Here is a 26,277-nt window from a genome sequence, read left to right as displayed (position 1 = left end):
CCATGGACAAGGCCGTCGAGCGCTGGTGGTCCCCGCGCCTCTACCAGGACCTCACGCTGGCCCGGTGGGGCCACTACGGGACGCCCCTGCTGCTCTTCCCCACGGCCGGCGGCGACGCCGAGGAGGTCGAGCGGATGGGCCTGCTCGACAGCATCGGCCACCTCGTCGAGGCCGGCGCGGTCAAGGTCTACAGCGTCGACAGCCTCGCCGGTCGTGCGCTGGCCCGGCGCGAGGGAGACCCGGCGCACCGGATGTGGCTCTTCAACGCCTTCCACCGGGCCGTCGAGCACGAGGTGGTGCCGGCCGTCCACATGGACTGCGGCGGCCCCGTCGACCTCGTCACCGCCGGCGCGTCGATCGGCGCGTTCAACGCCGTCGCCATGGTCGCCCGCTTCCCCCGGCACTTCCGCGCCGCGCTCGGCATGAGCGGCACCTACGACCTGCAGGCCTTCCTCGGCGAGTCGAACGACGACCTGTACTACGCCTCGCCGCTGCAGTTCCTCCCCGGCCTGCACGGGGAGGACCTCGACGTGCTGCGCTCGCGGTTCCTGCTCCTCGCCGCCGGCACCGGCCGGTGGGAGGACATCGGCGAGTCGTGGCGGCTGGCGAACGTGCTGGGGGAGAAGGGGATCCCCAACCGCGTCGACGACTGGGGCCCGCACCGGGACCACGACTGGCCGACCTGGCGGGAGATGCTGCCGACCTACCTGCCGCAGCTGCTGTGAGCGAGGACCTGGCCGGCGTCGTGGCCGGGCTGATGGGCCGCGCCCGCGAGGACCTCGCCGCCCTCGTCGCGTGGGCGTCGGTGCACGACGGGCAGCACGCCGAGGCGTGCGCCGAGGCGGCCGCCGCGGTCGTCGCGCTCCTGCGCGAGGTCGGCGTCGACGACGCCCGCACGGTGCCGACCGACGACGGGAGCGCCGCCGTCGTCGGGTCGGTCGCGGGCCCTCCCGGCGCGCCGACCGTGCTGCTCTACAGCCACTACGACGTCCAGCCGCCGGGTGACCTCGACGACTGGCGCGACGACCCGTGGACCCTCACCGAGCACGACGGGCGTTGGTACGGGCGGGGATCGGCCGACTGCAAGGGCAACCTCGTCATGCACCTCACCGCCCTGCGCGCGCTGCGCGAGGCGGATCCGGGCGGCGTCCCCGTGGGCCTGCGCGTCGTGTGCGAGGGCTCGGAGGAGGCCTCGACGGGAGGGCTGGAGCGGCTGCTCGCCGCCGACCCGTCGCTCTTCGCGGCCGACGTCGTCGTCGTCGCCGACGCCGGCAACGTCGCCCTCGGGACGCCGACGGTGACGACCAGCCTGCGGGGCACCGGCAGCGTCCTGGTCACCCTGCGCACCCTCGCCGGCCCGGTGCACTCCGGTGCCCTCGGCGGCCCGGCCCCCGACGCGCTGGCCGCCATGGTGCGGCTGCTGGGCACCCTGCGCGACGACGACGGCGAGACGACGGTCGACGGCCTCGACGCCGACGGGCGCTGGGACGGGGCGCCGTACGACGTCGCGCGGTTCCGCGCCGACGCCGGCGTCCTGCCCGGGGTCGGCCTGCTCGGGCGCGGCGAGCCGGCCGACCTGGTGTGGGCGCGGCCGGTCGCCACGGTGCTCGCCCTCGACGCGCCGCCCGTCGCCGGCGTCACCGCCGCGATCCAGGGCCAGGCGCGGGCGGTCGTCAACCTGCGCGTGCCGCCCGGCACCGACGCGGCCGCCGCGCAGCGGCTGCTCGTCGCGCACCTGGAGCGGCGCGCGCCCTGGGGGGCGCAGGTGCAGGTGCAGCCGATGACCCTGGGGCGGCCCTTCGCCGCCCGGACCGACGGGCCGGCGCTGCGGGCGCTCGAGGACGCGATGCGCGAGGCCTACGGCGTCGACGCCGTGCACGCCGGGCAGGGCGGCTCCATCCCGCTGACCACCGCGCTCGCCGAGGTCCTGCCCGGCGCGGAGGTGCTCGTCTGCGGGGTCGAGGAGCCGGCCTGCCGGATCCACTCGCCGGGCGAGTCGGTCCACCCCGACGAGCTGCGGCGGGCCGCGCTCGCCGAGGCGCTGTTCCTGCGGCGGCTGGGCGGGACCGAGGAGGCGGCCCAGGACGCGGCGGCGGGCGTCACTCGCTGAAGGTGTGCTCCGGGCCGGGGAAGGTGCCCTCGGCGACCTCGGTGGCGTAGTCGCGCGCGGCCTGCAGCAGCGGCGTGCGCAGGTCGGCGTACCGCTTGACGAAGCGCGGCCCGCCGGGGCCGCCGAGCCCGGCCATGTCCTGCCACACCAGCACCTGCGCGTCGCAGCCCGCCCCGGCGCCGATCCCGACCGTGGGGATCTCCAGCGACTCGGTGACCCGCGCCGCGACGCTCGCGGGCACCATCTCGAGCACGACGGCGAAGGCGCCCGCGTCCTGCAGGGCGCGGGCGTCGGCGAGCAGCCGGTCCGCGCCGTCGCCGCGGCCCTGGACCCGGTAGCCGCCGAGCGCGTGCTCGCTCTGCGGGGTGAAGCCGAGGTGGGCCATGACCGGGATCCCGAGCCGCACCAGCAGCGCGACGGTCGGCGCCATGTCGGCCCCGCCCTCGAGCTTGACCGCGTGGGCCAGACCCTCCTTGAGGAAGCGGGTGGCGGTGGCCGCGCCCTGCTCGGGCGAGGCGCCGTACGAGCCGAAGGGCAGGTCGGCGACGACGAGGGCCCGCGGGGCGCACCGGCTCACCGCGCGCACGAGGGGCAGCAGCTCGTCGACGGTCACCGGGACCGTGCTCGCCATCCCGTAGACGACGTTCGCGGCCGAGTCGCCGACGAGCAGGACGGGGATGCCGGCCTCGTCGAAGACCTCGGCCGAGAAGCGGTCGTAGGCGGTGAGCATCGCCCAGCGCCGGCCCTCCTGCTTCCACCGGCGCAGGTGGGTGGTGCGCACCCGACCGCCGGTCGCCGCCGTGGGGTAGCCGGCCTCGCGAACGACGCCGTACGGCGCCGCCTCCGGCTCGGCGGGCGGGGTGTCGGAGGGCTGCGGCGGCACGCCGTCAGCCTAGTGAGCCGCCCCGGTCGGGGGGACGTGCCGGTGACCTCCCAGGGGGACCTCAGGAATTCGTCGTCCGACGACCGGTCGGCACGACACGTCGCCCGGTTCTGAGGTGATCTGCAACGCGCCGATCCTGAATGCGGCCTGAGTAAAAAATGAGTAAAGAATGACACTAGGTCGTCAAATTTCTTTCCATCGAACGGTTTCCCGCCTAGGTTCCGTTGCGCGCCCACACCGGCGGCGCGACAGCACACGGGCCGGAACCCTTGCGGGACTTCGGGACATCCCTGACATGGAGGAACATTGAGCAACTGGCACTGGAGGGTGGTGTCGGGCGTCGCCGTGACGGCGGTCGCCTTCGCGACGCTGCAGGCTCCGGCAGTGAGCGCACCGGCGGCGGCGGACCCCGACGCGGCGAGCTCCACCGCACGCAGCGACAACCTGCCCAACCCGCTGGCCGAGAAGCAGGCGGCGGTCCGCGCCGAGGCGGTCAAGAAGCTCGCCACGGGTGAGGCCAAGCTGACCACGCGCGGCGGCGACCGCGTCATCGCGCTCAAGGGCGGCAAGGACGCCCAGGGCAAGCAGACCCAGGACCGCTACGTGTCCTACCCGGTCGACCGGGAGGAGGCGATCTTCACCGTCCTCACCGACTTCGGCGACAAGACGATGACGGGCCAGAGCTCCGCGCCCGGCCCGGTGCACAACCAGATCGCCGCGCCGGACCGCCGCTGGGACGGCGGCGCGACCGACGACAACTCGACGTACTGGACGAAGAACTTCGACCGGGCGCACTACGAGAACATGATGTTCGGCGACACCGGGCAGTCCTTCAAGGACTTCTACGCCAAGCAGTCCAACGGACGGTTCCTCGCCAAGGGCGACGTCTCCGACTGGGTGACCGTCCCCTACAACGAGGCCCGCTACGGCAGCAACACCGTGCCGCAGTCGGACGGCTACTGGTCCTACATCAACGACACCGCCCAGGCGTGGTTCGCGGCCGAGAAGGCCAAGGGCAAGACGACGGCCGAGATCAAGGCGTACCTGCAGCAGTTCGACCAGGTCGACCGCTACGACAGCAAGGGCGACGGGGTCTACAACCGACCCGACGGCTACATCGACCACTTCCAGGCGATCCACGCCGGTGAGGGCGAGGAGGCCGGCGGCGGCAAGCAGGGCACCGACGCCATCTGGTCGCACCGCTGGTACGCGTACTCCAACGGCCAGGGTCGCACCGGCCCCGAGGGCAACAAGCTCGGTGGCGTGCAGATCGGTGACACCGGCATCTGGATCGGCGACTACACGACCGAGCCGGAGAACGGCGGCCTCGGCGTCTTCACGCACGAGTTCGGTCACGACCTCGGCCTGCCGGACCTCTACGACACCCAGGGCGGTGACAACGGCACCGGCTTCTGGACGCTGATGTCGGCCGGCTCGTGGCTCAACAAGGGCGTCGACTCGATCGGCACCACCCCGGGCTACATGGGCCCGTGGGAGAAGATGCAGCTCGGTTGGCTCGACTACCAGACCGTCCAGCACGGCTACGACCGCGACGTGAAGATCGGCCCGGCCGACCGGGACGGCGCGACCACGCCGCAGGCCCTCATGGTCACGCTGCCGAAGAAGACCGTGACGACGAGCTACAACACGCCGCACTCGGGCACCTCCGAGTGGTGGGGCGGCTCGGCCGACAACCTCAACTCGACGCTGACCCGCGACATCGACCTCACGGGCGCCAGGAGCGCCTCGGTCTCGGCGTGGCTCCAGCTCGACACCGAGAAGGACTACGACTTCCTGTACGCCGAGGCCTCGGCCGACGGCGGGGCCACCTGGGACCAGGTCGGCCCGGCGATGGACGGGACCGCGGCCTGGGCCGAGAGGACCTGGGACCTCGGCGCCTGGGCCGGCAAGGACATCCAGTTCCGCTTCCGCTACAACACCGACGGCGGCGTCCACGAGGACGGCCCGTTCCTCGACGACCTCAAGGTCGTCGTCGACGGCACCACCGTCCTCAGCGACGACGTCGAGTCGGGCACCAACGGCTGGACCGCCGTCGGCTTCACCCGGATGGGCGGCAGCACCTCCAAGCAGGTCGAGCACTTCTACCTCGCGGAGAACCGGGTCTACAGCGGCTACGACAAGACGCTGCAGACGGGCCCGTACAACTTCGGGTGGAGCACCCGTCCCGACTGGGTCGAGCGCTTCCCCTACCAGAACGGCCTGCTGGTCTGGTACGTCGACGGTGAGTTCACCGACAACAACACCTCGAAGCACCCCGGTGGTGGCCTCGTCCTCCCGGTCGACGCCCGTCCGAAGTCCGTCGTCTTCTCCGACGGCTTCAAGCTGGGCAACCGTCGCCAGCCGTTCGACGCCACCTTCGGCCTCGAGCAGACCGACGCGGTGACGTTCCACCACAACGGCGTCGCCAAGACGCTGGGGGCCCGCCCGGGCATCCCGACGTTCAACGACACCGACCCGGAGCGCTACTGGGACGCGGCCAACCCGGGTGGGTCGGTCAAGGTGGCCGGGACGGGCACGAAGATCACCGTCGCCCGCACCTCGGTCAGCGGCCAGGACATGTGGCTCCAGGTGCGTTTCGCGCAGCAGGGCGCCAAGTGACGGTCTGAGCCGATCGGCGTACGGAGCCCCCGGGACCCCACGGTCCCGGGGGCTTCGCCGTAGGCTCCCGGGCGTGAGCAGCGACGCCCCGAAGGACCGGTACGACGACGTCGTCGTGGGTGGGGGCCACAACGGCCTGACCGCCGCGGCCTACCTCGCCCGCGCCGGGCGGCGCGTCCTGCTCCTCGAGCAGGCCGACCACGTCGGCGGGGCGGCCGTCTCGGCGCAGGCCTTCGACGGCCTCGACGCCCGCCTGTCGCGCTACTCCTACCTCGTCTCGCTCCTGCCGCGGCAGGTCGTCACCGACCTCGAGCTCGACGTGCGCCTCGTGCGACGCCGCTACTCCAGCTACACCCCGGTGCCCGGCGACCCGCGGCGCGGGCTGCTCGTCGACACCGGGGACCGCGAGGCGACCCGGGCCTCGTTCCGCGCCGTCACCGGCGGCGACAGCGAGTTCGATGCGTGGGAAGAGTTCTACGGGAGGACGACCGAGCTGGCGCGACGGCTGTGGCCGACGGTGCTCGAGCCGCTGCGCGACCTGGACGGGCTGCGCGCCCTCGTCGGCGAGGGTGGCCGGGACGACCTCGTCGCGTGGCTCGACACCCTCGCCGGGCGCCCGCTCGGCGCGCTGCTGCGCGAGACCTTCCGCGACGACCTCGTCCGGGGCGTCGTCGCGACCGACGGGCTCATCGGCACCTTCGCCGACCTCGACGACCCCGGTCTGCAGCAGAACGTCTGCTTCCTCTACCACCTGGTCGGCGGCGGCACGGGCGACTGGGACGTGCCCGTCGGCGGGATGGGCGCGGTGACCGGGGCCCTGGCCCGGGCGGCGTCGGCGGCCGGCGCGGACCTCGTGACCGGCGCGCGGGTGACGGCGGTGGACCCGGACGGCGAGGTGACCTGGGAGCAGGACGGCGGGGGCCGCTCGGCCCGCGGTCGGGTGCTCGCGGGCTGCGCGCCGGCCGTCCTCGACCGGCTGCTCGCCGCGACCGGCGCGGCCCCGGTCTCGACCGGCCCGGCGCCCGAGGGGGCCCAGCTCAAGGTCAACCTGCTCCTCTCCCGGCTGCCCCGCCTGGCCGACCCCGGTGTCGACCCGGTCGCCGCCTTCTCCGGCACGTTCCACGTCGCCGAGACGATGACCCAGCTCCAGCGCGCGTACGACGTCGCCGCCGCGGGCGGGGTGCCCGCCGGCCCGTGCGAGATCTACTGCCACACCCTGTCCGACCGCTCGATCCTCGGTCCGGACCTCGCCGCCACCGACGCGCAGACGATCACCCTCTTCGGGCTGCACATGCCGGCCCGGCTGTTCGCGGCCGACCCCGAGGGTCGCCGCGACGAGGCGCTGCGGGCCGTCCTCGCCGCCCTCGACGGCGTCCTCGGCGAGCCCGTCGAGCCGCTGCTGCTGCGCGACGCCGACGGCCGGCCCGCCCTCGAGGTGCGCACCCCCGTCGACCTCGAGGCCGACCTGTCCCTGCCGGGCGGGCACATCTTCCACGGTCCTCTGAGCTGGCCCTGGGCGGAGCGGGCCGACGAGGTCGGCACCTGGGGGGTGGGGACGCCGTACGAGCGCGTCGTCCTCGCCGGCGCCGGCGCCCGGCGCGGCGGCGGGGTCTCCGGGATCGGTGGGCACAACGCCGCGATGGCGGTCCTCGGCGATACGGCAGGATGACGCCATGGACCGTCAGGAAGAGTTCGTGCTGCGCACCATCGAGGAGCGCGACATCCGCTTCGTGCGGCTCTGGTTCACCGACGTGCTCGGCACCCTCAAGTCGGTCGCGGTGGCGCCGGCCGAGCTCGAGGGGGCCTTCTCCGAGGGCATCGGCTTCGACGGCTCGGTCATCGAGGGCCTGTCGCGGGTCTACGAGGCGGACATGCTGGCCAAGCCCGACCCGTCGACCTTCCAGGTCCTGCCGTGGCGCGGTGAGAACCCCGGCACGGCGCGGATGTTCTGCGACCTGCTCATGCCCGACGGGTCGCCCGCGCCGGCCGACCCGCGGCACGTGCTGCAGCGCGCGCTGACCAAGGCCGGCGAGATGGGCTTCACCTTCTACACCCACCCGGAGATCGAGTTCTTCCTGCTGCGCCACCCGCACGTCCCCGGCGCGCAGCCCGTCCCGGTCGACGACGCCGGCTACTTCGACCACGTCCCCCACGGCACCGGCCACGACTTCCGCCGCGCGGCGATCACGATGCTCGAGAGCATGGGCATCTCGGTCGAGTTCTCGCACCACGAGGGCGCGCCCGGGCAGAACGAGATCGACCTGCGCTACGCCGACGCGTTGTCGACGGCCGACAACATCATGACCTTCCGCACCGTCGTCAAGGAGGTCGCGCTCGAGCAGGGGATCGTCGCGACCTTCATGCCGAAGCCGTTCAGCGGGCACCCCGGCTCGGGGATGCACACGCACCTCAGCCTCTTCGAGGGCGACACCAACGCCTTCTACGAGGCCGGGGCGCCGTACAGCCTCAGCACGGTGGGCCGGCAGTTCATCGCCGGCCTGCTGCGGCACGGCGCCGAGATCACCGCCGTGACCAACCAGTGGGTCAACTCCTACAAGCGGCTGTGGGGCGGCGGCGAGGCGCCGGCGCACCTGACCTGGGGGCACAACAACCGCTCGGCCATGGTGCGGATCCCCATGTACAAGCCCAACAAGGGCCAGAGCAGCCGCGTCGAGGTCCGCTCGCTCGACCCGGCCGCCAACCCCTACCTCGCCTTCGCCGTGCTGCTGCGTGCCGGCCTCAAGGGGATCGAGGAGGAGTACGAGCTGCCGCCGGAGACCGAGGACGACGTGTGGGGCCTCACCGACGCGGAACGGCTGGCCATGGGCGTCGACCCGCTGCCGAGCTCGCTGGGGCGGGCCCTCGAGGTCATGGAGCGGTCCGACCTCGTCGCCGAGACCCTCGGCGAGCACGTCTTCGACTTCTTCCTGCGCAACAAGCGCAAGGAGTGGCTCGACTACCGCCACCAGGTCACGCAGTTCGAGCTCGACCGCTACCTGCCCAGCCTGTGACGCCGCGCGTCAGCAGCCCCGGGGCCCAGCTCGCGCGGCTCGGGTTCGCCGACCCCGAGCGCTCCGAGCGGCTGCTGCGGGAGCCGGTCCTCGCCGGACTCCTCGACCCGATGGACGAGGTCTTCGAGGACGGGCTCGTCGAGGCGCTGAGCCGCGCGGCGGAGCCCGACCTCGCCCTCCTCGGCCTGGTCCGCGTCCTCGAGGCGCTGCGCGACATCCCGTCCTCGCCCGGCGAGGCCGAGGACGTCGAGCGCCGCGAGGTCGTCGCGACGCTGCGGCGCCGCGGGCCCGCCCGCGACCGCCTCGTCGCCGTCCTCGGCGGCTCCACCGCGCTCGTCGACCACCTGGCCCACCACCCCGAGCACTGGCGCGACGTCTCCGAGGCCGAGCCACCGACGGCGGAGGGGCTGCGGCAGGCGCTGCTCGAGGCCGTCTCGCCCGCCGGCCGCGGCGACCGGTCGCCGTACGACGCCCTGCGGGTCGCCTACCGCCGGCGGCTGCTCGCCGTCACCGCGCTCGACCTCACCTCGCCCGACCCGGTCGCCGCCCTGCCGACCGTCGCCGAGTGGCTGGCCTGGCTGGCCGAGGCGGCCCTCGAGGCGGCCCTCGCGATCTCGCGCGAGGAGTACGGCGACGGTCACGCGGACTGCCGGCTGGCGGTCATCGGCATGGGCAAGACCGGTGGGGGAGAGCTCAACTACGTCTCCGACGTCGACGTCGTCTTCGTCGTCGAGCCCGCCGACGGGGTGGGGGAGGAGCGGGCCGTCCAGGTCGGTGCCGCGCTCGCGGCCGGGCTGGTCCGGGCCTGCTCGGCGGTCACCGCCGAGGGCACGCTGTGGCCCGTCGACGCCGCGCTGCGTCCCGAGGGCAAGCAGGGTCCGCTCGTGCGCACCGTCGCGAGCCACCGCGCCTACTACGAGCGCTGGGCCAAGACGTGGGAGTTCCAGGCCCTGCTCAAGGCCTACCCGAGCGCCGGCGACCGGGAGGTGGCCCGGCGCTACCTCGACGCCATCCGGCCGCTGGTCTGGGAGGCCTCGGCCCGACCGAACTTCGTCGAGGACGTCCGGGCCATGCGCCGCCGCGTCGAGGAGCACGTCCCGAAGGCCGAGGCCGAGCGGCAGCTCAAGCTGGGCCGGGGCGGGCTGCGCGACGTCGAGTTCGCCGTCCAGCTGCTCCAGCTCGTGCACGGGCGCACCGACCCCTCGCTGCGGTCGGCGACGACGCTCGAGGCGCTCTCCTCGCTGGCCAAGGGCGGGTACGTCGGCCGCGACGACGCGGCGACCCTCGACGAGGCCTACCGGGTGCTGCGGACCCTCGAGCACCGCATCCAGCTGCACCACCTGCGGCGGACGCACCTCATGCCGACGAGCGAGACCGACCTGCGCCGGCTCGGCCGCTCGGTGGGGCTGCGCTCCGACGCGGCCAAGGGCGTCGTCGAGCTGCGCGCCTCCCGGTCGCGGGAGGTGCGCCGGCTGCACGAGCGGCTGTTCTACCGTCCGCTGCTGGCGGCCGCGGCGCGGATGCGCACCGTCGACGGGACGCTGACCCCCGAGCAGGCCCGCGAGCGGCTCAACGCGCTCGGCTTCCTCGACCCCGCCGGGGCGCTGCGGCACATCGAGGCGCTCACCACCGGCGTCTCGCGCCGGGCGGCGATCCAGCGCGCGCTGCTGCCGGTGATGCTCGGCTGGCTGGCCGACGAGGCCGACCCCGACGCCGGCCTGCTCGCCTTCCGCCGGGTGAGCGAGGACCTCGGCACGATCCCGTGGTACCTCAAGATGCTGCGCGACGAGGGCCGTGCCGCCGAGCGGCTGGCCCGGGTCCTCGGCCGCAGCCGCTACGTCGCCGACCTGCTCGCGCGCTCGCCCGAGAGCGTCGCCATCCTCGGCGACGACCGCGGCCTGGTGCCCCGCACGGTCGAGCAGCTCGGCCTGACGATGCGCAGCGCCGCGGGGCGCAAGAGCGAGCCGGACGCGGCGGTCCTCGCGGTGCGCGGCATCCGCCGGCACGAGCTGCTGCGGATCGCCTTCGCGCACCTCAACGGCCTGCTCGACGTCGAGCAGGTGGGGCACGCGCTCACCGACCTCGCCGAGGCCACGCTCCAGGTCTCGCTCGAGGCGGTCGTGCGGCACGTCGAGGACAAGGTGGGCGGCCCGCTCGGTACCGACCTCGTCGTCATCGGGATGGGCAGCCTCGGCGGCCGGGGGATGGGCTACGCCAGCGACGCCGACGTCGTCGTCGTGCACCGGGCCCACGAGGGCGTCGCCGACGAGGACGCGCAGGCCCGGGCGCTGCACGTCGTGCAGGACCTGCGCCGCTACCTCGGCGAGGCCGGCCCCGACCCGGCCCTCGGGGTCGACGCGGACCTGCGACCGGAGGGCAAGGCGGGGCCGCTGGTGCGGTCGCTGGCGTCGTACGAGGCCTACTTCCACCGGTGGGCGCAGACCTGGGAGCTCCAGGCGCTCCTGCGGGCCCGGCCGGTGGCCGGCGACCCGGACCTCGCCCGCGACGTCCTCGCCGTGATCGACCCGCTGCGCCACCGCGCCGACGGCGTGAGCGCCGCGCAGGTGCGCGACATCCGGCTGATGAAGGCGCGGGTGGAGGCCGAGCGGCTGCCGCGGGGAGCGGACCGCCGGACCCACCTCAAGCTCGGGCTGGGCGGGATCACCGACGTCGAGTGGACCGTCCAGCTGCTCCAGCTGCGGCACGCCGGCCGGGTCGAGGGGCTGCGCACGACCGACACGGTCGAGGCGCTCGAGGCGGCCCGGGGCGCCGGGCTGCTGACGCCCGCGGCCGCCGACGACCTGCGGGCGGCGTGGGAGCTCGCGACCGGTCTGCGTCGGGCCTCCGTGCTGTGGCGGGGTCGCCCGGTCGAGTCCGTGCCGAGCGACCTGCGCGACGCCGACGGGGTGGGTCGCATCGTGGGTCGGGGTGCGGGAGAGGGCACGACCCTGGAAGATGACTACCTGCGCGCCGCCCGACGGTGTCGCACGGTCATGGAGCAGAGCTTCTACGCCGACTGACCCCGGCACCGCTCGGACGGCGGTGCGGGGTGGACGGTGAGCACGGAACGGTCCCGGCAGGGGGCCCGGAGAAGGGATGACGGTGGGGGAGGTCGACCGGGTCGAGCAGACCGCCGTGCCCTCGTGGCGCGAGGTCGTGCGGGTGCCGGGGGTCCTGCCGATCCTCCTCGCGACGGCGCTGTCGACCTGGGGCGACTACGTCGCCCGCCTCGCCGTCGCGTCCGTCGTCTTCACCCGGACCCACTCCCCGCTCGCGACCGCGACGACGCTCGCCGTGAGCTACGTCCCGACCATCCTCGGCAGCACGCTGCTCAGCCCGCTCGCCGACCGGTTCCACCACCGCTCGGTCCTCGCCGTCATGGCCCTGGTGCGCGCCCTGCTCGTCGTCGTGCTCATCGCCGCCGTCGACACCGTCGCGCCGCTGCCGCTGCTCCTCGGGGCGATGGCGCTGCTGCAGCTCGCCGGTGGCCCGGCCGCGTCGGCGTCGCGGGTGATGTGGGTCGAGCTCGTCCCCGACCGGCGGCAGTTCGTGCGCGTCATGGGGTTGAGCGAGCTGCTCGACCAGACCAACCAGGCCGTGGGGCTCGCGCTCGGCGCCGTGTTCATCGCGCTCGTGGGGGTGCCGACCAGCCTCCTGCTCGACCTGCTCACGTTCCTCGTCGTCGCCGCGGTCGTCCTCGCGGTCGTCCCGCGCGGCTCGCCGCGCGTCGACGACGAGCACCACGGCGGCGCCTTCGGCCGCCTCCTCGTGGGCGTGCGCACCGTGCGGCACGACACCGTGCTGGCCCGGCTGACGCTGCTCTCGCTCGCGGCGGTGCTCGGGATCGTCGCCCCCGAGGCGGCCGCCATCGCCTACGCGCGCGGCGGTCCGGGCGGTGGCCTGCTCATGGCCGCGCCCATCGCCGGCGCCGCCCTCGGCATCGTCGTCGTCAGCCGGTGGGCCCCGCAGGTCGCCCATCGCCGGCTCGTCCCCATGGCGCTGCTCATGCCGGTGCCGCTGCTCTTCACGGCCTTCACACCGCCGTACGCCGTCGTGTGGGGGCTGTGGTTCGTCAGCGGCTGCCTGCAGGCCTTCATGCTGCCGCTGCAGACGAGCTTCGCCGTCCTCAGCCCGCCCGCGCGGCGCGCGACGATCTTCGGGCTGGTCGGGGCGCTGTCCGTCGGGCTGACCGGCGCGGTCTACCTGCTCGTGGGCTGGCTCACCGAGGTCACCACCGCGCCCGCGGCGGTGACCATGGCCGCCGTCGTCGGGCTGGGGGCCACGGTGCTGCTCGCGGGCACGTGGCCCCGGCAGAGGATCCTCGACGCGGTGACCGAGGCGTTCGACGGGGCGCCCTGAGGCCGGCTCGACCTAGACTCCGTCGATGATCGCGGTCCTCACCGGGATGGGTCTGTCCGCGGCCGCCGGGCTCAACCCCTGGATCCCCTTCCTCGCGCTGGCGCTGCTGGCCCGGTTCACCGACCTCGTCGCGCTGCCGGCCGGGTACGGCTGGATGTCCAGCTGGTGGGCGATCGGCGTGGGCGCGGTCCTGCTCGCGGCCGAGGTCGTCCTCGACAAGGTCCCCGTCGTCGACAGCGTCAACGACGCGGTCCAGACGGCCGTCCGCCCGGCCGTGGGCGGGCTCGTGGCCAGCGCCACCGCCGCGGCCGACCGGCTCGACCACTCCGCGTGGATGCAGGAGCACTCCTGGGTCGCCGTCCTGCTCGGCGTCGTCGTCGCCGCCCTCGTGCACACCGGGAAGACGGCGGCCCGGCCGGTGGTCAACGCCGGTACGGCGGGGGTCGGGGCCCCGGTCGTGTCCACGATCGAGGACGTCGCGTCGGTCGGTCTGTCGCTCGTGGCGATCCTGGCCCCGGTGCTCGTCGTCGTCCTGCTCGTCGGGCTGGTCCTGCTGGCCCGGCGGCTGCGGTCCGCGCGGCGACGCCGTCGTCGGCGGCGCGCCCGGGCCGGGGTGACGCCCCGCGACTGACCCCGCCTGCGCAGGTTCGCTGCGCGGGTTCACTGCGCAGGTTCACCCCGACCTCGTTGCGCAAGTTCACAGGGATCCTGGGATCTGCACAGGTTCGGTGCGCGGGTTCTGCACCGGTTCTGCACCGGTTCGGTGCGCGTCGCGCGGGTGCCTCGGTGTCGCGTCTGCTCGTTCCACGGTCGTTCCCGACATGTCCGATGGGGGATCTCGTGCCCCAGCGACGAGCTGCGCCATCCGTGACGGAGCCGAATTCCGTTGTGCGACAGCGATATCGGGATAGTGCCTCGCCCGTAGGACCAATCGTGCGCGATGTCATCGCGCATCCACCAAGAAACTTGCGCAAGGGACTGGCTTCCTGCGCAAGTTTGGCGTAAGTTCAAGTCACACCCGGCAGGGAGCGCCCGGGTCCGCACCACTTGAACGGAGATCGACATGACTGCACGGGTGAGTCTCCAGCTCCCGCCGGCACGTCTCGAGGCCTACTCCTGGCAGGAGGCCGGCCACTGCCGCGGCATGGACTCGGAGAAGTTCTTCACCGACGACCGCGACCAGACGCAGAAGCGCCGCGTCAGCCGCACCCGCGACGCCAAGGAGCTGTGCTCCGGGTGCCCCGTCATCCGCGAGTGCCTCGAGCACGCGCTGGCCGTCCCGGAGAACTACGGCATCTGGGGTGGCACCACCGCCGCCGAGCGCCAGCGCCTGCTGCTGCGTCCGGCGGCCGCCACCGGGACCGCAGCGTGAGCGTCGTCGGGTCGCTCACCGCGTGGCGACAGGCCGCGCAGGACGACTGGCGCGAGCTCGCCGCCTGCGCCGGCCCCGAGTCCGCCGCGGTCTTCGAGGCGGCCGACGACGATGCCGCACCGGGGGGACGGCGCGCGTGGGGTGAGCCCCGCGACGCGCTCCAGGCCGCCCGCGACATCTGCGGCGGCTGTCCCGTGGTCCGCGACTGCCTCGGCCACGCCCTGCGGGTGCCCGAGACGCACGGCGTCTGGGGTGGCACCACCCCCGCCGAGCGCGAGGCGATCCTCCTCGGGATCGCCGGCTAGACCTCCCCTCCTCCGCGCGCCCCGACCGCACACCCCAGCGGAGCGCGTCACCGCCCCGGTCGCCGCCCCTCGACCGGGGCGTTCCGCTGTCCGGGCCGGGGTGCGGACGGGGTCGCGGGTGGCGCGACCCGGGTCACGGCCCCGGCCCACACCCAGGCCTCGTGCTGGTGCGGCGGGGCGCCCCAGGCGACGAGCACGGCGCGCGAGGTCCAGGCCGTCGCCACCGCGTCGAGGAGCTCCTCGGTGCCGGTCTCCCAGAGCACCCAGGCCCGCACCGGGATCCGCCCGGTCGCGCGGGTGATGGCCTCGGCCGCGAACTGCTCCGGGGCCAGGCTGCGCGGCCGGGCGAGCGCACGGCGGGGGACGTCGACCACCACCCCAGGATATCGAACGGGTGTTCGATCAGGGGAATGATCCGCCGGCCGCGGCGTGCGCGGGACGTCCCGGCTCAGTAGCGGAAGCGACCGACCTGCTCGGACAGCTCGCTCGACATGCGGGCCAGCTCGGTGGCCGCGCGCCGGGTCTCGCCGACGCGGTCGGTCGACGACCGCACCGCGGTGGCGACGCCGCCGACCGTGGTGGCGATGCCGTGGCTGCCGGGCGCCGCCTCGCCCACGTAGCGCCCGATCTCGGCGCTCGTCGCGCTCTGCTCCTCCACCGCCGCGGCGATGGTCGTCACGTGGTCGCTGATCCGGGCGATGACGTCGGAGATCTCGCCGATGGCGCTGACCGCCCCCTCGTGTCGGCCTGGGTGGCCTGGACCCGCAGGGAGATGTCCTGGGTGGCCTTGGCCGTCTCCTGGGCCAGGTCCTTCACCTCGTGGGCGACGACGGAGAACCCCTTGCCGGCGTCACCGGCGCGCGCCGCCTCGATCGTCGCGTTGAGGGCGAGGAGGTTGGTCTGCTCGGCGATCGCGGTGATGGTCTTGATGACGGCGCCGATCTCGGACGAGGAGTCGCCGAGCTTGCTCACCGTGGCGGTCGTGGTCGCGGCGGCGGCCACCGCCTGCGCGGCGACCTGGGCGGCCTCGGAGGCGCTGCGCGCGATCTCGAGGATGGAGGAGCCCATCTCCTCGGACCCGGCCGCGACCGTCTGCACGCTGGAGGACACCTGCTCCGCGGCGCTCGCGACGAGCCCGGCCTGCGTCGAGGTCTGCTCCAGGGCGACGGCGATCTCGTCGGAGGTCGAGGCGAGCACCGTGCTGGCCTGGGCGACCGCGTGGGCCGAGGTCGCGGCGGCCGTGATCGTCCCGCGCAGCGACGAGGTGACGACGTCGAGGGCCGTGGCCATCCGGCCGACCTCGTCGCGGGTCGTCACGCCGGCGGAGACCGTGAGGTCGCCCTCGGCGACCCGGTCGAGCACGGCGAGCACCCGGCGCACGGGCCGGGTGACCGAGGCCGCGATGGCCGCGGCGGCGCCGAGCGCCACGAGCAGGCCGAGGCCCCCGACCAGCGGGATGACGACCGCGTACCGGCCGGCGACGTCGTGCGCCTGCGTCGCGGTGGCGGAGCTGTGCGTGCTGACCGACGTCGCGAGCCGGTCGGTGTCCGTGGCGAGCTTGCCGAAGACGTCGAGCGAGGCGCCGCTGGCCAGGTCGTTGGAGGCCCGCACGTCGGCAGCGGTGCCGCGGCGGTAGCCCGACACGATGCGGTCGTCGATGGCGAGGAACCGGGCGAACTGCGTCGTCGCGTCCTGCAGGAGGGCCCGGTCGGCGGGGGTCAGCTCGGGCACGTCGAGTCGGCGCAGGTCGTCGTGGAACGCCGTGGTGGACCGGACGAACTCCGCGCGCTGCCCGACCGTGTCGGACGCCGCGTCCTTGACGCCGCGGTTGACGTCGAAGGCGTAGCCCGTCTGCCAGCCCGCGAAGTCGGCGGTGCGGAACTTCGCCTGCATGGCGTCGTGCACGAGGACGACGTCCTCGGCGACCTCCCCGGTCTGCTCCTGCTGCGCCCGGAAGCCCAGGCCGGCCACGACCGACAGGACGACGGTCAGCAGACCCACGACGCCGACGGCGGCGATGACCTTGGTGCGCAGGCTGCGGTCGCCGTACCAGCGGGCGGCTCGCGAGCCGCGCGTGCCGGACGGGTGGGTCGAGGGGGTCAGGGTCACCGGGAGAGGTCCTCTCGTGGGAGGGCGGCCAGGGTCGGGGCGCCCGGTGGAGCCGACGGCGCGCTCCGCCCGAGCCATCGGCGCATCCGCTCGACACCTGAGATGTTCGCCGGACGTCCGACCTGACTCCGGGCTGTACGGGCGCCGGTGGACACCAGGCTCTGGCGGGCGCCCAGCAGGAACGCGCCGTCGGCGCCCTCCACGGTCATGGCGCTGGTCGCGGCGGTGGGGGAGTCGGAGGCGGGGCCGGTGGCCGCCAGGAGACCGCTCGAGGCGGTGGCCACCGCGAGGGCGGCGTCGAGGGCGCGGACGCGCATGGGTGGTGCTCTTTTCGACGACGGTGATCGGCCGCCCGAAATGTAGGGGGCGATGGTTGCGGGTGCGACCCATTTCGTCGAAGCGTCCAGGGGACTCCCAGGTCGGGCCTCCCAGGTCGGGGCGGAGACGACGAAGGCCGCGACCCTGGTGGGGTCGCGGCCTCCGCGAGGGGCGCCGTACCGCGCGCCGGCTCAGATGTCGTAGTACAGCATCGATCCACCGTCTTGGGGCCTCTGACCTGCATCGATGTCTACGCGAGACGGTCGGATGGCACATCCATGGCACTGTTCGTGGCGAACACTGCATCGATGGCGCGCAGCGACCGCGCCCGAGTGTCCGGCATGACGTGCGTATACGTCCGCAGTGTGAAACCCGGGTCGCTGTGGCCCAGGTACTCGGAGACCACCTTGATGGACTCTCCGGCGTCGAGCAGAACCGAGGCGAAGAGGTGCCGTAGTGCGTGGCAGCCGTCCTGGCGAGTCGGGGTCACGCCGATGCGGATGAGCGCCTTCCGCCACACCGTGTTGAAGTAGTTGCGGTTGATGGGCTTGTGCTCACGAGTCGAGCAGATCAGCGAGGCCGCTTCGAGCCGACCGGCAGGCTCGACCCAAGGCAATGTGCACTGCAGTGGTGGGATCCGGGCCACGTGGGCGGCCAAGGCGTCGGCGACGTGGGGGGCGAGGGGGATGGTCCGTTCCTTGCCATACTTCGGCGGCGCGAACACCAGCTGGGAGTCGGCAAGCTGCACCTGGCGTCGCACGGTGACTTCTCGCCTCAGGAAGTCGACGTCCTCGAAGGCCAGGCCGAAGATCTCACCCTGCCGCAGTCCCAAGCCAGCCCCGATGGCCACGACCACCGCGTACCGGTCCGGGAGTGCCTGAGCCAGCACAGGAACACGCTCCCTGGGCCAGGGCCTGATCCTGGTCTTATCCTTGCGCGGTCGCCGAACCGAAGGCGTACGAGCCGCATTCCGTGTCACCAACTGGTCGTCGACTGCCGCGGACAGGATCGTGCCGACGTAGCCGAAGATCTGGTGCTGGGTGTTCGGTGCCAACGAGGACAACGAACGGGCCCACGCCTGCACCGTGCTCGGCTTGATTGCCGATAGAGGCTTATCGCCCAGGGTGGGGTAGATGTGATTGCGCAAGTCGGACGCCACACGGGTTCGAGTTGAGGGAGCGAACATTTGCGCGGCGAGCCACCGGTCAGCGAAGGTGCGGAACGTCTCGCGCCCCGCGTTGCGGTCGACGTACGCGCCTCTGAGCTTGTCCGTCCCCACCGACGCCGCATAGTCCACCGCGTCGCGCTTGCGAGCAAACGACCGCTTGCGCTGAACACCGTTGGGATCGCGAAACCGGACGTCGTAGCGGGCTTTGCCGTCTCGCCCTACCCTGCTGGTCACACTCGCCATCGCCACGCCACCTCACGTGCCACCCGCGCCCACCTGGTAAGACTCGGCCAGACTGGACCTCCCAGTCAGCGTATGAGCAAAGCTGGCCAAGGTCACGCGCTGTTCCCCTGACACAGCACGATGTACGCCCTCACGTCGTCCAACGTGTAACGCAAGTATCGCCCTACTCGGAAGGCGCGTGGCCCCTGCGGTACTTGACGAGTACTCAGAGAGTGCCACTTGTACAACGTGGCCTTTGGTATGCCGAGCAGCTGTGACACCTCATCTACTCCCAGCAAGGGAGGGGACTGCTGACGATCCGGTTGACACTCGGGGTGTGGTGGTTCAGGCCGCGTGAGCGGCTGCGTAGATGGTCTCAAACTCGATGGGCGTGAGCTTGCCGAGGGGGCGTTGTCGACGTCGGCGGTGGTAGGTCCTCTCGATCCAGGTGACGATCGCCAGGCGTAGCTCATGGCGGGTGGTCCAGCGGCGGCTGTCGAGGACGTTCTTCTGTAGGAGCGCGAAGAAGCTCTCCATCGCGGCGTTGTCGGCGCTGGAGGCGACGCGTCCCATCGACCCGAGCAGGTGACGACGCTCGAGTTCGTGGACGAATCGCCGCGACCGGAATTGGGACCCTCGGTCGCTGTGGACCACGCAGCCGGCCACGGCCTGGTCCCCGCCGCGGCGGGTGACGGCCATGGTCAGGGCGTCGACGGCGAGGTGGGAGGTCATCCGGTCGTCGATGGCATAGCCGACGATCCGGCGCGACCAGGCGTCCTTGACCGCGCACAGGTAGAGCTTGCCCTCACGGGTGGAGTGCTCGGTGATGTCGGTCAGCCACAACCGGTTGGGGTGCTCGGCGGTGAAGTCACGTTCGACGAGGTCGTCGTGCACCGGTGGCCCTGGCCGGCGGGACTTTCCCCGTTTGCGGGCGTGGAGGGAGACGATTCCGGCCTGCGAGCACAGCCGCCACACCCGCCGCTCCGAGACGGCGTGCCCGGCGTCGTCGAGCTCATCCGCGATGAAGCGGTACCCAAAGCCGGGGTCGTCGGCGTGGACGTCGAACGCGGCGTTCGTGGCGTAGGCGTCGACGAGATCGTGATCGCTGACCGGTGCCCGGCACCAGGCATAGAAGGCTTGACGCGAGAACTTCCGAACCCGGCAGGTCACCGCTACGGGGATCCCGTCAGCAGCGAGATCAAGGACCAGCGGGTACCTCATTTTGGGTGGTGACCCAGCCTCAGGTTCGCTTGGGAGAGGTAGGCCGCCGCTCGGCGCAGGACCTCGTTCTCCTGTTCGAGCAACCGGTTTCGACGTTTGAGCTCGCGCAGCTCGTCAGAATCCTGCCGGGTCATGCCCGGACGGACACCGTCCTCGACGTCCGCGGTCTTCAGCCAATTGCGTAGGCAGGATTCGCTGATCCCGAAGTCCTTGGCGACTTCGGCGATCGGGGCGTCACCGCGGCGAGCGACCGCGACGACGTCGTCGCGGAACTCCTTGGGGTGTGCAGCAGGCATGCTCGACATCCTTCCAGCGGCGACCGATGTCGCCACAGATCAGATGTCAACCAAACCGTCAGCAGTCCCGGGCCAGCGGTGGTATCGGTCGGGCCACCGCGGTGGAGTTCGCTCGGCGGGGGGACCGGGTGGCGTTGCTGGCTCGTGGTGAGGCCGGTTTGGACGCGGCGGCGCGGGAGGTGCGGTCCTTGGGGGTGGAGGCCCTCACGGTCCCGGTCGATGTGGCGGACCCGGAGGGTGTGCGGGCGGCGGTGGACCGGGTGGAGGCCGAGCTGGGGCCGATCGACGTCTGGGTCAACGTCGCCTTCTCGTCCGTGTTTGCGCGGTTTGACGACATCACCCCGCGGGAGTACCGGCGTGCCACGGAGGTGTCGTATCTGGGTTACGTGTGGTCGACGATGGCGGTCCTGCCGCGGATGAAGCAGCGGGGGCGTGGCGTGATTGTGCACGTGGGGTCGGCGCTGGCCTACCGGGGCATCCCCCTGCAGACGGCGTACTGCGGCGCCAAGCATGCGCTGCAGGGATTCCACGAGTCGCTGCGCTGCGAGCTGTTGCATGAGCGCAGCCCGGTCCGCGTGACGATGGTGCAGATGCCGGCGGTCAACACCCCGCAGTTCTCGTGGGTTCTCAACCGGCTGCCCAAGCAGCCGCAGCCGGTCCCGCCGATCTACCAGCCCGAGGTCGCGGCCCGCGCTGTGGTGTACGCGGCGGCGCATCCGCGGCGTCGGGAGTACTGGGAGGGGGCCAGCACGGCCGCGACGCTGGCCGCCAACGCGCTGGTCCCTGGGCTGCTGGACTGGTACCTGGCGCGGACCGGCTTTTCGTCGCAGCAGACCGGTCAGGATGCTTCAGCCGGCCCGGTCAACTTGTGGGACCCGGCCGACGGCCGCTCCGGCCGCGACTTCGGCGCGCAGGCGCACGAACGCAGCGCCCAGCAGTGGGTCTCCCACCACTACGCCCCGCTGGGCACGGCCCTGCTCGGGGCGGTGATGAGCCTGTTCGCCCTGCGGCGCCGAACGGCGGGCCGTCCGAACGTCCGTGGGCAGTGATGGCCGCGGCCCGACCAGTCGGTCCCCGGGGATGGGGGCGGGCCGTTGACGTCGGCAGCGTGGTCTGGGGCGCGGTCTTGGTGTTCAAGGGAGCGCGCGTGTGGCGCGCGGTGTCCGGGTCGACCCCGGACCCGGTGGATCGCACCGCCGTCCGCGTGCTCGGCGCCCGTGAGGTGGCCCAGGGCGCGCTGTACCTGCTGCGACCCGACACCGGACGAAGCGCAGCGGTCCTCGTCGAGGTCCTGCATGCGCTGTCGATGGTGGGACTGGCCGCCGTCGACCGCCGACGCCGTGGCCCGGCAACCGTGTCCGCGCTCGTCGCGGCGGCGAGTGCCTCCCTGCTCCTGGCCTCGCTGCGCCGGGCCTCGTCGTCGCCGGCCTCGCCGTCTCTGGCCTCGCCGTCTCCGGCCTCGCTGTGGGCGGCGCACTGGGCCTCGGCATGGGCCTCGGTATGGGCCTCGGTATGGGCCTGGGCGCCGCTCCACGACCAGCCGTCCACACCCGTGGCGGCACCGTCATGAGCGCGCGACCCACGTTTCCCCCGCACACCCTGCGGCAGTACGCGTTTCTCGCTGACGGCCACCGTGGGGCGCTGATCGGGCCGCGAGGTGAGATCGCCTGGCTGTGCGCGCCGGCCTGGGACTCGGGCGCCGTGTTCGCCGACCTCCTCGGCGGGCCTGGGGTCTACGCGGTGACCCCGCGCGACCCCTTCGTGTGGGGTGGGTACTACGAGCCGGGCACGTTGGTGTGGCGCAGCCGGTGGACGACCACGAGCACGCGCATCGAGTGTCGCGAGGCGCTGGCCACGCCCGCGGATCCACATCGGGTCACGCTGCTGCGTCGGGTGGAGGCGGGCGAGCACCGGGTCGTCGTCGACGTCGTCCTCGACGTGGCTCCTGACTTCGGTCGCGCGTCGCCTTCGTTGGGCAGGCCAGAGCGCGACGGGGCGGCGGCTTGGACATGGCGCTGCGGCGCCCTGCACGTGCGCTGGCAGGGCGCCGCTCACGCACGACGCACGCGGGACGGGTCGCTGCGGCTGCGGCTCGAGGTGCCCGCCGGTGGCCGTCACGACCTGGTGCTCGAGCTGTCGGACCGTCCCCCGCCCGAGCCTGTCCCGGCGCAGCATCTGTGGTCGGCGACGCAGCGGTGGTGGCGTGACACGGTCCCGGCGCATCAGGACAGCGCGGCGCCACGGGACACGCGCCACGGGTACGCCGGGCTGCGTGGGCTCACCGCGCCGGGCGGTGGGATGGTGGCCGCCGCGACCGTGGGGTTGCCGGAGCGGGCGGCGGCAGGCCGTAACTACGACTACCGCTACGTGTGGTTGCGTGACCAGGCGTACGCCGGTCAGGCCGTCGCGGTGTCAGGTCCTGATCCGCTGCTGGACGAGGCCGTCGCCTTCACCACCGCGAAGGTTCTCGAGCACGGACCCCTGCTCGCGCCGGCGTACCGGCTCGACGGGCGCCTGCCGCCGCACGAGGAGACACTCGACCTGCCCGGTTACCCCGGTGGCCAGGTCGTGGTCGGCAACTGGGTGCGCGGCCAGTTCCAGCTCGACATGTGTGGTGAGCTGATGCAGCTGTACGCCGCGTCAGGTCGGCATGACCACCTGGGCAGCGAGGACGTACAGGCCGTCTCTGTGCTCACCGACCTTGTCGAGCAGCGGTGGCGCGAGCCGGACGCGGGAGTGTGGGAGCTGGTCGACGACTGGTGGACCCACTCACGGCTGGCCTGCGTGGCCGGTTTGCGGGCGGTGGCGGGGCACGTCGCCACGAGCGACGCGCCTCGGCTGCTGACCCTTGCGGACGGCATCCTGGCTGAGACGTCGACGCGTTGCCTCAACGCGGACGGTTCGTGGCGTCAGGCTCCCGACCGGCCGGGTGTGGACGCGGCCCTGCTCATGGCCGTGGTGCGCGGCGCGCTGCCCGCCGACGACCAACGCTCCGTCGCCACGCTGGCGGCGGTCACCGACCAGCTGGTCCAGGACGGCTACGTCTACCGTTACGCCGCCGACCAGGAGCCCCTAGGGCAGGCCGAAGGCGCGTTCTTGCTGTGCGGGTTCGCGATGTCGCTCGCCCAGCTAGCGGCCGGTGACGAGGTGGAGGCCTTCCGATGGTTCGAGCGCCAGCGCGCAGCCGCAGGGCCGGCCGGGCTACTGTCCGAAGAGTTCGACGTGCGGCAGCGGCAGATGCGAGCGAACCTGCCACAGGGGTTCGTCCACGCCCTGCTGATCGAATGCGGTCTTCGTCTGGGGCGCACGGGACGGGGGCGAGCGGCCGGCGCGCCGTGACCTGCGCCGTGACCTGCGCCGTGACCGGCACTCTGACCGGCTCTCTCACCGGCAGCCCGAGCGTTGGAAACCCCCGAGCGGCACCCCTCGGGCATTCCACCCCCGGCCGAGCGCCTGATCCGGGATACCACGCGCGCGTCAGGGCGTGGCTGCCGGCCGCCGTAGGGTCAGGCCGTGACCGTTCCCCGCCGACGGGGTGAGGACGCCGTCGGCGGCGGTCGCGACGCCGTCCATCAGCTGCGGCTCGAGTCGGGCGTGGTCGACGAAGTACTCGACGTGGCGCAGGTTCGGCACGGCAGTGGCGATCGGCGCGTGCACTGCCGGGGCACAGTGCGCCGAGACCTGCAGGCCTGATGATGCGGCCAGCGCGGCGCCGCGCAAAAATCCTGTGTAGCCGCCACAGCGGGTCGCGTCCAGCTGGAGGCAGTCGACGACCGGCAGGAGAGCGGCGATGTCGTACAGGTCCGCGGCGTACTCGCCGGCGGTGACGTCGCAGCGCACACTGAGTCGGACGAGGTTAAGGGAGGAGACGGCGTCGCTGCTGACCGGCTCTTCGAACCAGTCGACGCCGAGGTCGTCAAGAGCTAACCCCACGCGGCGGGCTTGGCCGGGGGAGTAGCCGCCGTTCGCGTCGACCATCATCGCCACCCCGGGGCCGACGAGGGCGGCGAGCCGATGTACGCGGGACAGGTCACGGTCGATCCGGGTCCCCCACGACTCGCCGATCTTGATCTTGACGCGCGTCGCCCCGTCCCGCAGCCAGCTGTCGACCTGGTCGGCGAGCTGGGTGTCGTCGAGGGTGGTGAACCCGCCCGAACCGTAGAACGGGATGCTGCCGCGGATGGCGCCGCCGGCCAGTGCCGCGACGTTGGTGCCGAGCACGCGCGCGGCGAGGTCCCAGCGGGCGATGTCCACGGCCGACAGGGCGTGGGCGAACAGGCCCCGGGTGCCCAGGTTGCGCCCCGCCCGGTGCATCGCCTCCCAGTCCGCGGCGACGGCCAGTGCGTCAGATCCGCGCACGATGTCGGCGAGGTGGTGCTGGATCACCGCCTCGGCTGCGGGGGAGGAGTAGGTCAGGCCGAGTCCGATGTGGTCGCCGGCCTCGAGCAGGACGACGACGGCGGTGGTCGCCGACCACTCCAAGGTTCCGTCGGCCTCCGGCTCGGGGGTGGGGAAGGTGCGCACCAGTGTTCGGACACGGGCGATGGGCGGTCCACCCGACCTGTTGTCCCACGTCACGAGCGTGTCTGGTGTTCCGTGAGGCCACGTCGGGCGCGCCGGGTGAGCCGGTCAGCCGCGCGGGCGGCGAGGGCCATGACGGTCAGGGCGGGGTTCGCCGAACCTTGCGTCGGCAGGGTGCTGCCGTCGACGACGTAGAGGTTGGGGACGCCGAAGACGCGGTGGTCCGCGTCCACGACCCCGTCCTCGGCTCGGGCCGCAAGCCGCGCACCTCCGACGAGGTGGGCGTACCGGTCGATCGTCATGACCTCACTGGCGCCGGCCGCCCGCAGGACGGCCTCCATGGACGCGGTGGCGGCCTTGGTGAGTAGCCGGTCGTTCTCGCACTGCGAGTACGCGAAGTGCGCGACCGGCAACCCGTGCCGATCCTTCTCATCGGCAAGGGTGACGCGGTTATCGGGCTGTGGCAGGTACTCGCACAGGGCGCCGAGCGTGGCCCAGTGGACGTAGTCGCGCATGTACTCGCGCAGCGGGGCCCCCCAGTGCCCCTGCGCCGCGACGTGCTCGGCCCACGTGATGGGCAGCGGGCTGACGGTCTGGATCGACCAGCCGCGGCGGTAGGGCTTGGTCGGGTCGGTCTCGTAGAACTGCTCGGACGACACCTCAGGTGGTGGGGCCTTGTACATCCGGATCTCGTCCTCGAACCGGCCGGCGGTCTGAGGCGCGCCTTGGACCATGAGGTAGCGCCCGACCTGATCGTGGTCGTTACCCAGCCCGCGGGGAAATCGGCTGGTCGCGGAGAGCAGCAGCAGCCGCGGTGTTTCGATGGAGTAGCCGCAGACGGCCACGGCGCGGGCCCGTTGGCGATGTAGCCGCCCGGCGCCTAGGTACTCCACGCCGGTGGCGACGGGGTCCGTGCCCGTGCGGTCGTCGACGAGCACCCGAGTGACGTGGCTGTCGGGGCGGATCTCGGCCCCGTGGGCGAGGGCGTCGGGGACGTGGGTGATGAGCGGGCTGGCTTTGGCGTTGACCTTGCACCCCTGCAGGCAGAAGCCCCGGTAGATGCAGTGGGGCCGGTGGCCGAAGCGTCCGTTGGCGATGGCGACCGGCCCGACCCGGGCCTCGATGCCGGCCGCCTTGGCCCCGCGAAGGAAGATCTCGCCGTTCCCACCGACCGGGTGCGGGTGGTGGGGGTAGGTGTGCGGGTCACCCCAGGGCCAGTCCTGCCCGGCGACGGGCAGCTCGTGCTCGATCGCCTCGTAGAAGGGCCTCAGCTCCTCGTACCCGAAGGGCCAGTCGGCGCCGACGCCGTCCTGCGACATGGTACGAAAGTCGGAGGGGTGGAACCGGGGGGTGTAGCCGGCGTAGTGCACCATCGACCCACCGACCCCGCGACCGGAGTTGTTCGAACCCAGCGGGACCGGGTCGGACCCGCCGATCTGGCGGGGTTCGGTCCAATAGAGCGTGTGGGAGCCGCGTTCGTCGCTGACCCAGTCCCGGTCGGGGTCCCAGAACGGTCCCGCGTCGAGGCACACCACGCGCCAGCCGGCGCGTGCCAGTCGCTGGGTGAGCACCGATCCGCCTGCTCCGGCACCGACGACGACGAGGTCGACCTCGTCCTCGTCGTCGAAGCGGCGCATGTCCTCGCGCAGCCGATGGTTGGTGCGAGAGCCGTCGGTGGGCAGCAGCCACGCCGAGTCGTTGCGGCTGCGCACCGCACGCTCGTCGGTGCGGGTCCCGATGCCGAGGACGTTCGCGGGTCTCAC

21 protein-coding genes and 1 pseudogene are annotated in these 26,277 nt (G+C 72.9%); 13 read left to right on the top strand and 9 right to left on the bottom strand.

Annotated elements, in window-relative coordinates; genetic code table 11:
* The first annotated feature begins 2 nt into the window (after nucleotides 1-2).
* Complete coding sequence (locus FB458_RS19260) at nucleotides 3-725, top strand: esterase family protein (RefSeq protein WP_141849916.1); 723 nt, start codon at nucleotides 3-5, stop codon at nucleotides 723-725.
* Nucleotides 722-2,110: a dipeptidase gene (locus FB458_RS19255; RefSeq protein ID WP_141849915.1), complete on the top strand. Its 1,389-nt coding sequence runs from the start codon at nucleotides 722-724 to the stop codon at nucleotides 2,108-2,110. The genes FB458_RS19260 and FB458_RS19255 overlap by 4 nt, the downstream gene beginning before the upstream one ends.
* Here the strand turns inward: FB458_RS19255 and panB are convergent.
* Complete coding sequence (gene panB / locus FB458_RS19250) at nucleotides 2,100-2,993, bottom strand: 3-methyl-2-oxobutanoate hydroxymethyltransferase (protein ID WP_141849914.1); 894 nt, start codon at nucleotides 2,991-2,993, stop codon at nucleotides 2,100-2,102. The genes FB458_RS19255 and panB overlap by 11 nt on opposite strands.
* Before the next feature lie 384 nt (nucleotides 2,994-3,377).
* Between panB and FB458_RS19245 the strand changes: the two genes are divergently transcribed.
* The 8 genes from FB458_RS19245 to FB458_RS19210 all read left to right on the top strand — a co-directional run bounded on the left by FB458_RS19245 (nucleotide 3,378) and on the right by FB458_RS19210 (nucleotide 14,659).
* On the top strand, nucleotides 3,378-5,612 hold the full coding sequence (locus FB458_RS19245) for an immune inhibitor A domain-containing protein (RefSeq protein ID WP_246061385.1): 2,235 nt from the start codon (nucleotides 3,378-3,380) through the stop codon (nucleotides 5,610-5,612).
* A gap of 73 nt (nucleotides 5,613-5,685) precedes the next feature.
* Nucleotides 5,686-7,281, top strand: a complete 1,596-nt coding sequence (locus tag FB458_RS19240; protein ID WP_141849913.1) for a phytoene desaturase family protein — start codon at nucleotides 5,686-5,688, stop codon at nucleotides 7,279-7,281.
* Nucleotides 7,282-7,285: 4 nt separating this feature from the next.
* Complete coding sequence (locus FB458_RS19235; RefSeq protein ID WP_141849912.1) at nucleotides 7,286-8,623, top strand: glutamine synthetase family protein; 1,338 nt, start codon at nucleotides 7,286-7,288, stop codon at nucleotides 8,621-8,623.
* The gene (locus FB458_RS19230) at nucleotides 8,620-11,643 is read left to right on the top strand and encodes a bifunctional [glutamine synthetase] adenylyltransferase/[glutamine synthetase]-adenylyl-L-tyrosine phosphorylase (RefSeq protein ID WP_141849911.1); all 3,024 of its coding nucleotides are present in this window, start codon (nucleotides 8,620-8,622) and stop codon (nucleotides 11,641-11,643) included. Before FB458_RS19235 ends, FB458_RS19230 begins: the two co-directional genes overlap by 4 nt.
* A gap of 82 nt (nucleotides 11,644-11,725) precedes the next feature.
* Nucleotides 11,726-12,982 carry an MFS transporter gene (locus FB458_RS19225; RefSeq protein ID WP_170185761.1) on the top strand — a complete coding sequence of 419 codons (1,257 nt, stop codon included), beginning with the start codon at nucleotides 11,726-11,728 and terminating at the stop codon, nucleotides 12,980-12,982.
* 25 nt (nucleotides 12,983-13,007) lie between these two features.
* Nucleotides 13,008-13,613 (top strand): DUF4126 domain-containing protein, encoded by a 606-nt coding sequence (locus tag FB458_RS19220; RefSeq protein WP_141849909.1) that lies wholly within the window; start codon nucleotides 13,008-13,010, stop codon nucleotides 13,611-13,613.
* Between the two features lie 444 nt (nucleotides 13,614-14,057).
* On the top strand, nucleotides 14,058-14,354 hold the full coding sequence (locus FB458_RS19215; RefSeq protein WP_246061384.1) for a WhiB family transcriptional regulator: 297 nt from the start codon (nucleotides 14,058-14,060) through the stop codon (nucleotides 14,352-14,354).
* Nucleotides 14,351-14,659 carry a WhiB family transcriptional regulator gene (locus FB458_RS19210; RefSeq protein ID WP_141849907.1) on the top strand — a complete coding sequence of 103 codons (309 nt, stop codon included), beginning with the start codon at nucleotides 14,351-14,353 and terminating at the stop codon, nucleotides 14,657-14,659. The genes FB458_RS19215 and FB458_RS19210 overlap by 4 nt, the downstream gene beginning before the upstream one ends.
* Nucleotides 14,660-14,706: 47 nt before the next feature.
* On the opposite strand, the gene FB458_RS19205 is transcribed toward FB458_RS19210, so the two are convergent.
* The 6 genes and pseudogenes from FB458_RS19205 to FB458_RS19175 all read right to left on the bottom strand — a co-directional run bounded on the left by FB458_RS19205 (nucleotide 14,707) and on the right by FB458_RS19175 (nucleotide 19,993).
* Nucleotides 14,707-15,033, bottom strand: coding sequence for a hypothetical protein (locus tag FB458_RS19205; RefSeq protein WP_211356099.1), 327 nt, complete (start codon nucleotides 15,031-15,033; stop codon nucleotides 14,707-14,709).
* A 74-nt stretch (nucleotides 15,034-15,107) separates the two neighbouring features.
* Nucleotides 15,108-15,338 carry a methyl-accepting chemotaxis protein gene (locus FB458_RS19200; protein WP_141849906.1) on the bottom strand — a complete coding sequence of 77 codons (231 nt, stop codon included), beginning with the start codon at nucleotides 15,336-15,338 and terminating at the stop codon, nucleotides 15,108-15,110.
* Nucleotides 15,335-16,768 (bottom strand): methyl-accepting chemotaxis protein, encoded by a 1,434-nt coding sequence (locus tag FB458_RS19195; protein WP_170185760.1) that lies wholly within the window; start codon nucleotides 16,766-16,768, stop codon nucleotides 15,335-15,337. The genes FB458_RS19200 and FB458_RS19195 overlap by 4 nt, the downstream gene beginning before the upstream one ends.
* Nucleotides 16,765-17,085, bottom strand: coding sequence for a hypothetical protein (locus tag FB458_RS19190; protein WP_141849904.1), 321 nt, complete (start codon nucleotides 17,083-17,085; stop codon nucleotides 16,765-16,767). Before FB458_RS19190 ends, FB458_RS19195 begins: the two co-directional genes overlap by 4 nt.
* 251 nt (nucleotides 17,086-17,336) lie before the next feature.
* Nucleotides 17,337-18,497 carry a tyrosine-type recombinase/integrase gene (locus FB458_RS19185; protein WP_141849903.1) on the bottom strand — a complete coding sequence of 387 codons (1,161 nt, stop codon included), beginning with the start codon at nucleotides 18,495-18,497 and terminating at the stop codon, nucleotides 17,337-17,339.
* Nucleotides 18,498-18,821: 324 nt separating this feature from the next.
* Nucleotides 18,822-19,993: pseudogene (locus FB458_RS19175) on the bottom strand (IS3 family transposase).
* Between the two features lie 26 nt (nucleotides 19,994-20,019).
* Here FB458_RS19175 and FB458_RS19170 point away from each other — a divergent pair.
* Genes FB458_RS19170 through FB458_RS19160 form a run of 3 tightly spaced genes read left to right on the top strand, consistent with a single transcriptional unit; the run spans nucleotide 20,020 to nucleotide 23,332 of the window.
* On the top strand, nucleotides 20,020-21,042 hold the full coding sequence (locus tag FB458_RS19170) for an SDR family oxidoreductase (protein ID WP_141849901.1): 1,023 nt from the start codon (nucleotides 20,020-20,022) through the stop codon (nucleotides 21,040-21,042).
* Between the two features lie 59 nt (nucleotides 21,043-21,101).
* Nucleotides 21,102-21,563 carry a hypothetical protein gene (locus tag FB458_RS19165; protein ID WP_141849900.1) on the top strand — a complete coding sequence of 154 codons (462 nt, stop codon included), beginning with the start codon at nucleotides 21,102-21,104 and terminating at the stop codon, nucleotides 21,561-21,563.
* Nucleotides 21,560-23,332 carry a glycoside hydrolase family 15 protein gene (locus FB458_RS19160; RefSeq protein ID WP_141849899.1) on the top strand — a complete coding sequence of 591 codons (1,773 nt, stop codon included), beginning with the start codon at nucleotides 21,560-21,562 and terminating at the stop codon, nucleotides 23,330-23,332. Before FB458_RS19165 ends, FB458_RS19160 begins: the two co-directional genes overlap by 4 nt.
* A 138-nt stretch (nucleotides 23,333-23,470) precedes the next feature.
* Here the strand turns inward: FB458_RS19160 and FB458_RS19155 are convergent, their stop codons facing one another.
* Both FB458_RS19155 and FB458_RS19150 read right to left on the bottom strand, forming a co-directional pair.
* Nucleotides 23,471-24,517, bottom strand: coding sequence for an enolase C-terminal domain-like protein (locus FB458_RS19155; protein ID WP_211356098.1), 1,047 nt, complete (start codon nucleotides 24,515-24,517; stop codon nucleotides 23,471-23,473).
* Between the two features lie 50 nt (nucleotides 24,518-24,567).
* Complete coding sequence (locus FB458_RS19150; protein WP_246061383.1) at nucleotides 24,568-26,277, bottom strand: GMC family oxidoreductase; 1,710 nt, start codon at nucleotides 26,275-26,277, stop codon at nucleotides 24,568-24,570.

Origin of the sequence: Lapillicoccus jejuensis (assembly GCF_006715055.1) — a bacterium.
In the GTDB taxonomy this organism is placed as follows: Bacteria; Actinomycetota; Actinomycetes; order Actinomycetales; family Dermatophilaceae; genus Lapillicoccus; species Lapillicoccus jejuensis.
This window is presented reverse-complemented; position numbering and strand designations above follow the sequence as displayed.